Here is a 14,144-nt window from a genome sequence, read left to right as displayed (position 1 = left end):
ATGACGCTTTGTTGGACTTGAGACCTTAATGACCCATCCCGGCGAACAGTTTTATCCCGAGGGCGTGCATTGGGACGACACCATCGTCCAGGGTACGCTGCCCGACCTGCTGTCGCAGGCCGCCGCCGATTACGGCGCGCGCACCGCGATCGAGTTTCGCGACCGACCCATCACTTATAGCGCGCTTGCCGCGATGGCCGAGCGTGCCGCCGCGGCCTTCCTGCGCGCCGGCTGTGGCAGGAACAGCTCGGTCGCACTGTTCCTCGGCAACACGCCCGATCATCCCGTCAATTTCTTCGGTGCGCTCAAGGCCGGCGCCCGCGTCGCGCATCTGTCGCCGCTCGACGGCGAGATCGCGCTGACCCACAAGGTCGCCGATTCCGGCTCGCGCCTGCTCGTCACCTCCAACCTTGCCGCGCTGCTGCCGACCGCGCTGAAATTTCTGGAGAAGGGGCTGATCGATCGCCTCGTCGTCTGCGAGGACGACGATTGGGGCAAGGTCGGCACGCCGCAGGCGGCGATCCCCGATGATCCCCGTATCGTCACGTTCGAAGCCTTCGTCGAAGGCGCGGCCGCGCCGGCCGAGTGGCCGAACGTGACGGCCGATGACGTCGCGCTGCTGCAATATACCGGCGGCACGACCGGCCTGCCCAAGGGTGCGATGCTGACGCACGGCAACCTCACCGCGGCGGTGTCGATCTACGACGTCTGGGGCAAGCCGGCGCGCGCCGCGCGCGGCGATGTCGTCGAGCGCGTGATCTGCGTGCTGCCGCTGTTTCACATCTATGCCCTCACCGTCGTGCTCTTGTCCTCGCTTCGCCGCGGCAATCTGATTTCGCTGCATCAGCGCTTCGATGTCGAAGCGGTGATGCGCGACATTGAGATCAAGCGCGCGACGTACTTTCCGGGCGTGCCGACGATGTGGATCGCGATTGCGGCGCTGCCCGACCTCGACAAGCGCGACTTCTCCTCGCTTGCCACCATCGGCTCTGGCGGTGCACCGCTGCCGGTGGAGATCGCGAGCTTCTTCGAGCGCAAGGTCGGCAAGAAGCTGCGCAGCGGCTGGGGCATGACCGAGACCTGCTCGCCCGGCACCGGTCATCCGCCTGTTGGCCCCGACAAGCCCGGTTCGATCGGTCTGATGCTGCCCGGCATCGAGCTCGACGTGGTCGCGCTGGACGATCCGAGACGCGTGCTGCCGCCGGGCGAGGTCGGCGAGATCCGCATCAAGGGCCCGAACGTCACGAAGGGTTATTGGAACAAGCCGGAGGGGTCCGCGGAGGCCTTCGTCGACGGCCGTTTCCTCACCGGCGACATCGGCTACATGGATCAGGACGGCTATTTCTTCCTGGTCGATCGCAAGAAGGACATGATCATCTCCGGCGGCTTCAACGTCTATCCGCAGATGATCGAGCAGGCGATCTACACCGTCCCCGGTGTGCACGAGGTGATCGTGCTCGGCATTCCCGATCCCTATCGTGGCGAGGCCGCCAAGGCCTTTATCAAGCTGAAGCCGGAGGCAAAACCGTTCTCGCTCGACGAGCTGCGCACCCAGCTCGCTGGCAAGCTCGGCAAGCATGAATTGCCGGCCGCAGTCGAGTTCGTCGACGATCTGCCGCGCACGCCGGTCGGAAAATTGTCGCGCCACGAATTGCGCCAGCAGCAGAAATCGTCACAATCCATCAAAACCGCATCAGGAGGTCGTTCTTGACCGACGCCGTTATCGTTTCCACCGCCCGCACGCCGATCGGCAAGGCCTATCGCGGCGCGCTCAACGCCACCGAGGGCGCGACCCTGCTCGGCCACGCCATCGGCGAGGCCGTCGCCCGCGCCAAGGTCGATCCCAAGGAGGTCGAGGACGTCGTGATGGGTGCAGCCCTCCAGCAGGGCGCGACCGGCGGCAACATCGCGCGCAAGGCGCTGCTGCGCGCCGGCCTTCCCGTCACCGTCGCCGGCACCACCATCGACCGGCAATGCGCTTCGGGCCTGCAGGCGATCGCGCTCGCCGCGCGCTCGGTGATCTTCGACGGCGTCGAGATCGCGGTCGGCGGCGGCGGCGAGTCGATCAGCCTCGTGCAGAACGACAAGATGAACGGCTTCCACGCCCAGGATCCGGCGCTGCTCAAGATCAAGGGCGAGGTCTACATGCCCATGATCGACACGGCCGAGGTCGTCGCCACGCGCTACGGCATCTCGCGCGAACGCCAGGACGAATATTCGCTGGAGAGCCAGCGCCGCACCGCGGCCGCGCAGCAGGGCGGCAAGTTCAAGGACGAACTCGCGCCGATCACCACGCAGATGGCGGTTACCGACAAGGCGACCGGTACGGTCTCGATGAAAGAAGTCACGCTGTCGCAGGACGAAGGTCCGCGTCCGGAGACCACCGCTGAAGGCCTCGCCGGCCTCAAGCCGGTGCGCGGTGACGGTTTCACCATCACCGCCGGCAATGCCAGCCAGCTTTCCGACGGCGCCAGCGCCTCCGTCATCATGAGCGACAAGGAAGCGGCCAAGCGCGGCCTCAAGCCGCTCGGCATCTTCCGCGGCTTCGTCTCCGCCGGCTGCGAGCCGGACGAGATGGGTATCGGCCCGGTTTTCGCCGTGCCGCGCCTGCTCAAGCGTCACAATCTCACGGTTGACGACATCGGCCTGTGGGAGCTCAACGAGGCCTTCGCGGTGCAGGTGCTGTATTGCCGCGACAAGCTCGGCATCGACCCCGACAAGATCAACGTCAATGGCGGCGCGATCTCGGTCGGCCATCCCTACGGCATGTCGGGCGCGCGCCTCACCGGCCACGCTCTGATCGAAGGCCGCCGCCGCAAGGCGAAGTACGCGGTCGTCACCATGTGCGTCGGCGGCGGCATGGGCGCGGCGGGACTTTTTGAGGTGTTGCAATAGTTCACCGTCGTCCTGGCTTTCGCCAGGATGACGAAGCTCACAGGAGGATCCGATGGATCTCGCATTCACGAAAGAAGAGCAGGCGTTTCGCGAGGAAGTGCGGCAGTTCTTGCGCGACAACGTGCCGCCGGATACGCGGCGCAAGCTGGTCGAGGGCCGCCACCTCTCGAAGGACGAGATGGTGACATGGTGGCGCATCCTCAACAAGAAGGGCTGGGGCGTCAGCCACTGGCCGAAGGAATATGGCGGCACGGGGTGGACAAGCGTGCAGCACTACATCTTCAACGAGGAGCTGCAGTCCTATCCAGCGCCGCAGCCGCTCGCCTTCGGCGTCAGCATGGTCGGCCCGGTCATCTACACCTTCGGCAACGAGGAGCAGAAGAAGAAGTACCTGCCGCGCATCGCCAATGTCGACGATTGGTGGTGCCAGGGATTTTCGGAGCCCGGCTCCGGCTCCGACCTCGCCTCGCTGAAGACGAAAGCCGAGCGCAAGGGCGACAAATGGATCATCAACGGCCAGAAGACCTGGACCACGCTGGCCCAGCACGCCGACATGATCTTCTGCCTCTGCCGCACCGATCCCGCCGCCAAGAAGCAGATGGGCATCTCCTTCATCGTGTTCTCGATGAAGTCGAAAGGCGTCACCGTGCGTCCGATCCAGACCATCGACGGCGGCGCCGAGGTCAACGAGGTCTTCTTCGACGACGTCGAGGTTCCCTACGAGAACCTGATCGGCGAGGAGAACAAGGGCTGGGACTACGCCAAATTCCTGCTCGGCAATGAGCGCACCGGCATTGCCCGCGTCGGCGTCTCCAAGGAGCGCATCCGCCGCATCAAGGATCTGGCGTCGAAGGTCGAGTCCGGCGGCAAGCCGATCATCCAGGATCCCGCCTTCCGCGAGAAGCTCGCGGCCTGCGAGATCGAGCTGAAGGCGCTGGAGCTGACCCAGCTTCGCGTCGTCGCCGACGAAGGCAAGCACGGCAAGGGCAAGCCCAATCCGGCTTCGTCCGTGCTAAAGATCAAGGGCTCCGAGATCCAGCAGACCACCACCGAGCTGTTGATGGAAGTGATCGGTCCGTTCGCCGCGCCTTACGACGTGCACGGCGACGACGGCTCCAACGAAGCCATGGACTGGACCGCCCAGATCGCACCGAGCTATTTCAACAACCGCAAGGTCTCGATCTACGGCGGCTCCAACGAGATCCAGCGCAACATCATCGCCAAGGCGGTGCTGGGGCTTTAGCGTCATTCCGGGGCGCGCGTCAGCGCGAACCCGGAATCTCGCGCCACAAACTCTGGATTTCCGGGTCCACGCGCTTCCGCGCGTGTCCCGGAATGACGAAGCATTAATTCCGGGTACGAGGAACCAAGCAACATGGATTTTGACCTGTCCGAGGAGCAGCGGCTTCTCAAGGAAAGCATCGACGGCCTCTTGACCGATTCCTACGATTTCGAGAGCCGCAAGAAGTATATGAAGGAGAAGGGCGGCTGGAGCAAAACCGTCTGGCTCAAGCTCGCCGAGCAGGGCCTGCTCGGCCTGCCCTTCGCAGAGACCGATGGCGGCTTCGGTGGCGGCGGCGTCGAGACCATGATCGTGATGGAAGCGCTCGGCAAGGCGCTGGTGCTCGAGCCTTATCTCGCCACGGTGGTGATCGGCGGCGGCTTCCTGCGCCATGCCGGCAGCGACGCGCAGAAGGCCGCGCACGTGCCAGGGATCATCGACGGCAGCAAGACGCTGGCGTTCGCCCAGCTCGAGAAGAACTCGCGCTACGATCTGTTCGACGTCACCACGACGGCGAAGAAGAAGAGCGAAGGTTGGGTGATCGACGGCGAGAAGTTCGTCGTGCTCAACGGCGAGAACGCCGATACCCTGATCGTCACCGCGCGCACCAAGGGCGAGCGCCGCGATCATAAGGGCATCGGCGTGTTCCTGGTCCCCGCCAATGCAAAAGGCGTAGCTAAGAAGGGCTATCCGACCCAGGACGGCCTGCATGCTGCCGACGTCACCTTTACCGGCGTCGAAATCGGCGCGGACGCCGTGCTCGGCAACCCCGAGGATTCGCTCGCGCTGATCGAGCGCGTCGTCGACGAGGCGCGCATCGCACTCTGCGCCGAGGCGGTCGGCTTGATGGACGAGTCGCTCAAGACCACGGTCGAGTACATCAAGACGCGAAAGCAGTTTGGCGTTCCGATCGGCTCGTTCCAGTCGCTCCAGCACCGCGCCTCCGACATGTTCGTCGCGGCCGAGCAGGCGCGCTCGATGTCGATGTTCGCGACCATGGCCGGTGATTTCGAGGACGCCAGGGAGCGCAGCAATGCGATCGCCGCGGCCAAGGTGCAGATCGGCAAGTCGGCCAAATTCGTCGGCCAGCAGTCGATCCAGCTCCACGGCGGCATCGGCATGACCATGGAGGCGAAGATCGGCCACTATTTCAAGCGCCTCACCATGATCGAGAATACCTTTGGCGACACCGACTACCACCAGCGCCGTGTCGCGGAGACGGGCGGATTGATCTAGTCATACGACGCCTGTCGTCCCCCGCGAAGGCGAGGGGCCCAGTCCACCGCGGCTTCTCGATTCCAGCCGCGCCGTCTCTGGAATACTGGATCGCCCGCCTTCGCGGGCGATGACACTGAGTATGCGGCCATAGCGGAGCCCAACAAATGAAAAACACCCCGTTCGATCTCACCGGCAAGGTCGCCGTCGTCACCGGCTCCAGCCGCGGCATCGGCCGCTCCTCCGCCGAGCTGCTGGCAAAATTAGGAGCCAAGGTCGTGGTCTCCTCGCGCAAGGCGGATGCCTGCAAGGAGGTCGCCGATGGCATCATTGCCGCCGGCGGCGATGCCATCGTCATTCCCTGCAACATCGCGCGCAAGAACGAGGTCGAGGCGCTGATCTCGGGCGCAACGAAGCACTACGGCAAGGTCGACATCCTCGTCTGCAACGCCGCAGTGAACCCCTATTACGGCCCGCTGCTCGACATCACCGACGAAGCCTTCGACAAGATCATGGGCTCGAACGTCAAGAGCAACATCTGGCTCTCCGCGCTCGCGATCCCTGAGATGGCCGAGCGCGGCAATGGCTCCGTCATCATCATCTCCTCGATCGGCGGCTTGCGCGGCTCCACCGTGATCGGCGCCTACGGCATCTCGAAAGCCGCCGACTTCGCGCTGTGCCGCTCGCTCGCCGGCGAATGGGGCCCCAAAGGCGTTCGCGTCAACTGCATCGCGCCCGGACTCGTCAAGACCGATTTCGCCCGCGCGCTCTGGGAAGACGAAGCCAATCTGAAGCGCCGCACCGCCACCACGCCGCTCCGCCGCATCGGCGAACCCGACGAAATCGCCGGTGCCGTCGCCTACCTCGCCTCCGACGCATCGAGCTTCATGACCGGCCAGACCATCGTCATCGACGGCGGCGTCACCACGGCAGCGGTGTAGCCGGCGAAACTACGTTCAGTTGCATCGAGGCGCGGCTTCTCTTACCCTCCCCTGGAGGGGGAGGGTCGCTGCGCATGCAATGCGCAGCGGGGTGGGATGAAGCCACACAAATGGTCTCAACATCGATCCGACGCGCCGCCGCGAAGAAACTGAGAGCCAACACCACGCTGCACGAGCGGATGCTGTGGCGCGTCCTCAAAGACCTCCCGATGCACGGCTCGCACTTCCGCCGCCAAGCGCCGATCGGCCCCTACGTCGTCGATTTCTTCTGCCCAGCCAAGCGCCTCATCATCGAACTGGACGGCGGACACCATAGCCAAGAGGAGGTGGCCGCATGCGACCTCGATCGCCAACGCTGGCTCGAGCGCGAGGGCTACCGCGTCGTCCGCTTCTGGAATTCGGAGATCGCCAGCGATCTGATGGCCGTGCGCGAACGCATCTACATCGAGCTGTACGGATCGCGCGAGACGGAGACACAACCACTGAAACATCGCCGCTCATAGTCGCGCCTTCTCTGACCCTCCCCTGGAGGGTCGCTGCGCATGCAATGCGCGGCGGGGTGGGGTGGCAGACCATCCGCGAACGCGGTGCTTCGGAACGCGTGTAAAAGATCCTTTCTGAAAGGAATGTGAGACCGCCGTTGCGGCTTCACCCCACCCCGCTCGCGCTTCGCGCGATCGACCCTCCCCCTCCAGGGCCCCTCCAGGGGAGGGTAAGCGGAGACCAATCTTGACCTCTTGCCGGCAATCCCGTTTTCTTGCCGCGACACAATGATCCCTTCCAGGGAAACGCCAAGAAAACGCTGAGGTAGCCGCCATGTCTTTCGTCCTCGCCATCGACCAGGGCACCACCTCTTCGCGCGCCATCGTGTTTCGCAGCGACATTTCGATCGCGGCGAAGGCGCAGGCCGAGTTTCCGCAGCATTTCCCGGCCTCGGGATGGGTCGAGCATGAGCCGGAGGACATCTGGACTTCGACGGTGATGGTGTGCCGCGAGGCGATCGCGCAGGCCGGCATCAATGCAAAGGACATCGCCGCGATCGGCATCACCAACCAGCGCGAGACCACCGTGGTGTGGGACCGCGCCACCGGGCAGGCCGTGCACCGCGCCATCGTCTGGCAGGACCGCCGCACCGCAGACATCTGCGCCAAGCTGAAAGCCGACGGCCGCGAGCCCGTGATCTCGCAGAAGACCGGCCTGATCATCGATCCCTATTTCTCCGGCACCAAGGTGGCCTGGATCCTCGACCACGTTCCCGGCGCGCGGGCGCGCGCCGCGCGCGGCGAGCTGATGTTCGGCACCATCGATTGCTATCTGCTCTGGCGCCTCACCGGCGGCAAGGTGCATGCCACCGACGCCACCAATGCCTCGCGCACGCTGCTGTTCAACATCCACACCGGCCAGTGGGACGACGAGCTCTTGGAGATCATCGGCGTGCCGCGCTCGATGCTGCCCGAGGTCAAGGACTCTTCCGCCCGCTTCGGCGAGAGCACGCCCGACCTGTTCGGCGGGCCCATTGCGATATCAGGCATCGCCGGCGACCAGCAGGCCGCGACCATCGGTCAGGCCTGCTTCCGCCCGGGCATGATGAAGTCGACCTACGGCACCGGCTGCTTTGCGCTGCTCAACACCGGCACCACGCCTGTGGTGTCGAAGAACAAGCTGCTCACCACCGTCGCCTATCAGCTCGACGGCAAGCGCACCTACGCGCTGGAAGGCTCGATCTTCGTGGCAGGCTCGGCGGTGCAATGGCTGCGCGATGGTATAGGGCTCATCAAGCATGCCGCCGAAACCGGCCCGCTCGCCGATCAGTCGGATTCCATGCAGAGCGTCTATCTCGTCCCTGCCTTCGTCGGCATGGGCGCCCCCTATTGGAATCCGCGCGTCCGTGGCGCCTTGTTCGGCCTCACCCGCAACACCGGCCCTGCCGAGCTCGCCCACGCCGCGCTGGAAAGCGTCTGCTATCAGACCTTCGATCTCTGGGCCGCGATGCGCGCGGACTGGCCGAGCTCGGAAACGGCGAGCGTCGTGCTCCGCGTCGATGGCGGCATGACCGCCTCCGACTGGACCATGCAGCGCCTCGCCGATCTCCTCGACGCCCCGGTTGACCGCCCCGTGATCCAGGAGACCACGGCCCTCGGGGCTGCCTACCTCGCCGGCCTCCAGGCGGGCGTCTATCCCGAGCCGACAAAATTCGCCGACAACTGGCGCCTCGAGCACCGCTTCAAGCCGAACATGAGCCAGACGACGCGCGAGCGAAAGCTGGCCGGATGGGCAAGAGCGGTGAAGGGCGTGCTGGCGAGCGACGAGGGGGAGGGGTAAGCGTAAGCGGATTCACGTCGCTCGCTCAAATAACAACAACGGGAGAAACGACAATGAACACGGATATCAACCGGGTCATGCGGGCGCTGTGCACCGCGGCGGTCTGCAGCGTGCTGCTCGCTTCCGGCGCAACCGCACGCGAAAAGGAGAACCCGCTCTCGAACGCGCGCCAAGTCAAGACCGATGTCGCCGGCCTCAATGCGCCCGCCAGGATCCTGGTCGACGTCTGGGGCATTCCGCACATCTATGCCGGTAACGAGCACGACCTGTTCTTTCTGCAGGGTTTCAACGCCGCGCGCGACCGGCTCTGGCAGATCGATCTCTGGCGCAAGCGCGGGCTCGGGCTGCTCGCCAGGGATTTCGGCCCGGCCTATGCGGAGCAGGATAAGGCGCTGCGGCTGTTCCTCTATCGCGGCGACATGAACGCGGAGTGGGCGTCCTATGGCCCCAAGGCGAAGACCTACGCGGAAGCGTTCGTTGCCGGCATCAATGCCTATGTCGCGGATGTTCGCGATGGCAAGCGGCCGCTGCCGATCGAGTTCAGGATCGCCGGCACCAGGCCGGATCCCTGGACCGCGGACGACGTCGTCCGTATTCGCAGCCATGGGCTCACCCGCAATATCGCTTCGGAGGTCAAGCGCTCCCTGGTTGCCTGCGCGGCGGGCCTCGAGGCCGATCGGTTTCGCGTCAAGCTCGAGCCGGCCTGGACGACGAAAGTCCCCGATGGCCTCGATCCCTGTAGCGTCCCGAAGGCGGTGCTCGCGGCCTATGACCTTGCGACGCGCCCGGTCGCCTTTCCGCAGCCGAAAGAGCGACAGGCCGCGCTCGCGCATGATCCCGACACCTATCTGGACGCGGCCGATCAACAGCGCGACACCATCGGCTCTAACAATTGGGTGATCGCGCCTTCGCGCACCGCGACCGGACGCCCGATTCTCGCCAACGATCCGCATCGCGAGCACAGCGTGCCGTCGCTGCGCTATATCGTCGGGCTGAACGCGCCCGGCCTTTCCGTGATCGGCGCCGGTGAGCCGGCGCTGCCCGGCATTTCGATCGGCCATAACGGCACCATCGCCTTTGGCCTCACCATCTTCAATGTCGACCAGGAAGACCTCTACGTCTATGAGCTCAATCCGCAAAATCCCAATCAGTACCGTTACGGCAATGGTTGGGAGGACATGCGCATCGTCCACGAGACCGAGCAGGTGAAAGGCGAGGGCGATCGCGAAATCGAGCTGAAGTTCACCCGGCACGGTCCGGTGATTCATGTCGACGAGGGCAACAAGCGCGCCTTCGCGGTGCGCTCGATCTGGTTCGAGCCCGGCACTTCCGCCTATTTCGGCTCGTCCGACTACATGACCGCGAAGGACTGGAACGGCTTTCTCGCGGCGATGCGGCGCTGGGGCGCGCCCTCGGAGAACCAGGTCTATGCCGATACGCGCGGCAATATCGGCTGGGTTGCCGCAGGCAAGACTCCGCGCCGCGTCAACTATGACGGTCTGATGCCGGTGCCGGGCGATGGCCGCTATGACTGGCAGGGCTTTCTGTCGCTCGACGATCTGCCAAAAGCCTATCAGCCCAAGCAGGGCTTTCTGGCCACGGCCAACCAGATGAACCTTCCGCCTGATTACCCCATCAGCGAACGCAAGGTCGGCTTCGAATGGGCCGACAGCGCCCGCTGGCAGCGCATCGTCGAGGTGCTCCAGGCCAACAGCAAAGTGACACTCGCCGACGCCATGGATTTGCAGAACGACGATACCGCGATGCTGGGGCGGCGCCTCGTCAAGCTGCTGCAGCCTCTGACTTCGGACGATGCCAATGTGAAGAAGGGTCTCGAGCTGTTGAGGCCATGGGACGCGCGCGATGCCGCCGACAGTGCCGCCGCCGCATTGTTCGAGGTCTGGATCGCCAATCATCTCGGCCCCACGCTGCTGAAGACCACGGCGCCCAAGGCGGTGGGCTTGATTGCGCCCGAGGCATCCAGCATTTCGGCGATCGTCGCCTATCTCGAGTCCCCTGATGCCGCGCTCGGCGCCGATCCCGCTGCCGCACGCGACCAGATCCTGCGCGAGAGCTTGGGCGCTGCGGTTGCCGACGTCGCCGGCAAGCTCGGGGACGATGCATCGACCTGGCGCTGGGGCCGCCTGCATGTTGCCAAGTTCGACCACGCGCTGATCCCGCTTGCCGACAAGGCGACCGCAGCGCAAATGTCGGTGGGCCCGCTCGCCTTCGGCGGCGCAGCCAACGTTCCGCGCGCCGCCACCTATCGCCGCTCGGACTACCAGCTCATCTCAGGCGCCTCGTTTCGGATGGTGCTCGACGTCGGCAATTGGGACGCGAGCCGCACCATCAACACGCCGGGGCAATCCGGCGATCCGTTCAGCGGCCACTACCGCGACCTCGCCCCGCTCTGGGCGACCGGACAATATGTGCCGCTGCTCTACAGCCAACCCGCGGTCGAAGCCGCTACCGCAGAAGCCATCACCCTGACGCCGCGATGATGATATCGGACGGCTATTCCGACGTGCCCGCCGGCAAGATCGCGGCGGTTGTCACGCATTTGGAGATGACCGCACCTCCGGAGCGCCGCGACGATCCCCCTGGCGCGTGGACCCTGCGCAAGGTCGATACCCCCGCGCTTGCCTGGTACCGCGACCTCTTCCGCCGTGTCGGCGAGGAGTGGTTGTGGTTCTCACGAGCCCGCATGACCGATGCAGAGCTCGCTGCGATCATCCACGCGCCTGGCATCGAGGTCTACGCCCTGGTCGCGGACGGAAGCGACGAAGGCCTGCTCGAGCTCGGCTTCCGCGAGCCCGGCCAGTGCGAGCTGACCTATTTCGGCGTCACCGCTAGGCTAATCGGCACCGGCGCCGCCCGCTTCCTGATGAACCGCGCGCTGGAGCTTGCGTGGTCACGCGACGTCCGCCGCGTCTGGGTGCACACCTGCACGTTCGACCATCCATCGGCCGTTGCCTTCTACCAGCGGTCCGGCTTTCGCGCCTTCCGCCGCCAGATCGAGGTGGCGGACGATCCGCGTCTCGATGGTACGGTGTCGCGCACGGCGGCGAGGCATGTGCCGATCATTGATTAATCGCGGCTGTCTCCCCGCCGTCATTGCGAGGAGCTCTTGCGACGAAGCAATCCAGACTGTCTCCGCAGAGAGATTCTGGATTGCTTCGCTGCGCTCGCAATGACGGCGTGTGGCCGCCGTCATCGCTCTTCCAATTCCCAGGGCAACGCGCGGCAGTCCACGTGGTCCCCTCATCATTCCCACTCAGCCGTCGAACTTTACCGCCGTGGTGTTGGCGCCGCAGACCAGAACCGCGATGCGCTCGCCTGCTGAGGGACGGTAGCGGCCGGAGAGCAACGCGGCAAAGGCGGCCGCGCCGCCGGGCTCGGCCACGAGGCGCAAGTGCGACCACAGCGCGGCCTGGGCTTTGCGGATCGCATCGTCGCTGACGAGGATGACGCGCTCCACATGAGCCCGCGCCACCGGAAACATCAATTCGCCGACGCGCCGCGGCGCAAGGCTGTCGGCGGCGATGCCGCCGGCCGGCGCATCGACCGGAGCGCCCGCTTCAAACGCAGCGTGCAGGGTTGGCGATTGCTCCGGTTCGACCGCGACGATGCGCGTCCTGTCGGCGTACCAGGCCGCAATGCCGCCGATCAGCCCGCCGCCGCCGACCGCCACCAGCAGCGTGTCGATGTCGGGTGCGTCCTGCTCCAACTCCAGTCCGACGCTGCCCTGTCCGAGCAGGGTTTCCGCCTGGTCGTAGGCGTGGACGGCCAGCGCGCCGGTCTGCGCGACATGCGCCTCGCTCGCGACGAGCGCATCGGCGTAGCGGCTGCCCGCGATCATCAGCTTGGCGCCGTACCCCCTGATCCGCTCGGCCTTGGCCGGCGAGGTGATGTCAGGCACGAAGATCGTGGCGGGAATGCCGAGCTGCTGCGCCGCATAGGCGACCGCCGCGCCGTGATTGCCGCCGGATGCGGCGACGACACCCGCCTGCGGCACCTGGCGCAGCAACAGATTGGCGAAGGCGCCGCGCGCCTTGAACGATCCGGAATGCTGCAGCATTTCGAGCTTGAACGTGACGGGCGCGGCCGGCAGGTCGAAATCGGCGAGATCGGCCTTTAGAAGCGGCGTGCGCCTGATATGCGGGCGGATGACCGCCTCGGTCGCCGCAATCCGCTCCCGCGTGATGTCCATGGTCTTTGTCATGATACCGTCCAGAATAGCGCAAGGGAGCGTTGACATCCATTAGGTAATTAGCAAAATGGCTAAATGAAGTTTGCCGTTGCCTTGCGCGCGCTCGCCAACGAACGCCGCCTGCAGATCCTGGAATGGCTGCGGGATCCGCGGAAGCATTTTCGCGAGCAGGCCGACGGCGACCTGGTCGAGGACGGCGTCTGCGGATTGCTGATCGCCGAAAAGCTCGGCGTCAGCGCACCGACATTGAGCGAGCACATGCGGGTGCTGACTGCCGCGAAGCTGGTGCGCGCCAAACGAATCAAGCAGTGGACGATGTACAAGCGCAACGAGACGGCGATCGCCGCCATCAAGCGCTCGATTCAGGACGGCCTTTGAGCGGGCGGTCCGTACCGTGCGACTGACGCTTCGTTGCAGCCGGCGCAATGCTCCATTTCCGAGATTTTTGTTGCGCCGCACCGAACTGGTCGTGGAGACTGATCGGCCCTGCCTTGTTCAATGATCGAGAAAAGCGACAACCATGTTCCTGATCGGCCAATACGATTCCCCCTTCGTCCGCCGCGTCGCCATGGCGCTGAAGCTTTATGGCCTCGCCTTCGAGCACAAGCCGTGGTCGACCTTCGGCGATGCCGACAAAATCGCGCCGTACAATCCGCTGCGCCGCGTGCCGACCCTGGTGCTCGACGACGGCGAGGCGCTGATCGAGAGCACGATCATCCTGGATTATCTCGACGAGCTCGTTGGTCCCGAGAAGGCGATGCTGCCGCGCAGTGGCGCCGAGCGGCGGCGCCATTTGCGCATCTGCGCGCTCGCCTCCGGCCTCGGCGACAAGGCGGTGAGCCTGCTCTACGAGCGCGTGCTGCGGAAGGAGCAGCTTGCGCTATGGGTCGAGCGCTGCCAAGCACAAATCGCGGACGTGCTGAAGGTGCTCGAGGCCGAGCGCGCCAAGGTGACGACGCCGTACTGGCTGGGCGACCGCATCGGTCATGCCGATGTTGCAGCGGCCTGCGTCGTCCGCTTCACCCGCGAAGCGCATCCGCAGCTGTTCGACGCCTCGCGCTATCCGGCCCTCGCGGCGCATGCCGAGCGCTGCGAGGCACTCTCCCCGTTCCAGGAGATCGTGCAGCCCTTGGCTCCGCCGAAGGGGTGAGGCCGTCACCCTCCCCTGGAGGGTCCGAGACGAGCGAAGCTCGCTCGTGGGTCGATCGCGCGAAGCGCGAGCGGGGTGGGGTGATCTCTCCGCACGGGCAGTGCGTGCGCGGATAGACTGTCACCCCAC

At 65.3% G+C, this 14,144-nt stretch carries 12 protein-coding genes; 11 read left to right on the top strand and 1 reads right to left on the bottom strand.

Annotated elements, in window-relative coordinates; translation table 11 throughout:
• Nucleotides 1–28: 28 nt before the first annotated feature.
• The 9 genes from pimA to IVA92_RS04070 all read left to right on the top strand — a co-directional run bounded on the left by pimA (nt 29) and on the right by IVA92_RS04070 (nt 11,746).
• Complete coding sequence (pimA, locus tag IVA92_RS04110; protein ID WP_247277868.1) at nt 29–1,711, top strand: dicarboxylate--CoA ligase PimA; 1,683 nt, start codon at nt 29–31, stop codon at nt 1,709–1,711.
• Entirely contained in the window at nt 1,708–2,895 is a 1,188-nt protein-coding gene (locus tag IVA92_RS04105; RefSeq protein ID WP_247277867.1) for an acetyl-CoA C-acyltransferase, read from the top strand. The genes pimA and IVA92_RS04105 overlap by 4 nt, the downstream gene beginning before the upstream one ends.
• Nucleotides 2,896–2,947: 52 nt before the next feature.
• On the top strand, nt 2,948–4,138 hold the full coding sequence (pimC, locus tag IVA92_RS04100; protein ID WP_247277866.1) for a pimeloyl-CoA dehydrogenase large subunit: 1,191 nt from the start codon (nt 2,948–2,950) through the stop codon (nt 4,136–4,138).
• A gap of 132 nt (nt 4,139–4,270) precedes the next feature.
• A complete protein-coding gene (pimD, locus tag IVA92_RS04095) occupies nt 4,271–5,413 on the top strand; it encodes a pimeloyl-CoA dehydrogenase small subunit (protein WP_247277865.1) in 1,143 nt (380 codons plus the stop codon).
• A gap of 146 nt (nt 5,414–5,559) precedes the next feature.
• Nucleotides 5,560–6,333: an SDR family oxidoreductase gene (locus IVA92_RS04090; protein ID WP_247277864.1), complete on the top strand. Its 774-nt coding sequence runs from the start codon at nt 5,560–5,562 to the stop codon at nt 6,331–6,333.
• Nucleotides 6,334–6,443: 110 nt separating this feature from the next.
• Nucleotides 6,444–6,836, top strand: coding sequence for an endonuclease domain-containing protein (locus IVA92_RS04085; protein ID WP_247277863.1), 393 nt, complete (start codon nt 6,444–6,446; stop codon nt 6,834–6,836).
• A 313-nt stretch (nt 6,837–7,149) separates the two neighbouring features.
• A complete protein-coding gene (gene glpK, locus IVA92_RS04080; RefSeq protein ID WP_247277862.1) occupies nt 7,150–8,655 on the top strand; it encodes a glycerol kinase GlpK in 1,506 nt (501 codons plus the stop codon).
• 53 nt (nt 8,656–8,708) lie between these two features.
• The gene (locus IVA92_RS04075) at nt 8,709–11,156 is read left to right on the top strand and encodes a penicillin acylase family protein (RefSeq protein WP_247277861.1); all 2,448 of its coding nucleotides are present in this window, start codon (nt 8,709–8,711) and stop codon (nt 11,154–11,156) included.
• Nucleotides 11,153–11,746: a GNAT family N-acetyltransferase gene (locus IVA92_RS04070; RefSeq protein WP_247277860.1), complete on the top strand. Its 594-nt coding sequence runs from the start codon at nt 11,153–11,155 to the stop codon at nt 11,744–11,746. The genes IVA92_RS04075 and IVA92_RS04070 overlap by 4 nt, the downstream gene beginning before the upstream one ends.
• Before the next feature lie 183 nt (nt 11,747–11,929).
• Here the strand turns inward: IVA92_RS04070 and IVA92_RS04065 are convergent, their stop codons facing one another.
• A complete protein-coding gene (locus tag IVA92_RS04065; RefSeq protein WP_247277859.1) occupies nt 11,930–12,877 on the bottom strand; it encodes a threonine/serine dehydratase in 948 nt (315 codons plus the stop codon).
• A gap of 63 nt (nt 12,878–12,940) precedes the next feature.
• Here IVA92_RS04065 and IVA92_RS04060 point away from each other — a divergent pair, with 63 nt between their 5' ends.
• Nucleotides 12,941–13,243, top strand: coding sequence for a winged helix-turn-helix domain-containing protein (locus IVA92_RS04060; protein ID WP_247277858.1), 303 nt, complete (start codon nt 12,941–12,943; stop codon nt 13,241–13,243).
• Nucleotides 13,244–13,385: 142 nt separating this feature from the next.
• A complete protein-coding gene (locus IVA92_RS04055) occupies nt 13,386–14,015 on the top strand; it encodes a glutathione S-transferase family protein (RefSeq protein WP_247277857.1) in 630 nt (209 codons plus the stop codon).
• Nucleotides 14,016–14,144: the final 129 nt, after the last annotated feature.

This window comes from Bradyrhizobium sp. 154 (assembly GCF_023073875.1).
Lineage (GTDB): Bacteria > Pseudomonadota > Alphaproteobacteria > Rhizobiales > Xanthobacteraceae > Bradyrhizobium.
This window is presented reverse-complemented; position numbering and strand designations above follow the sequence as displayed.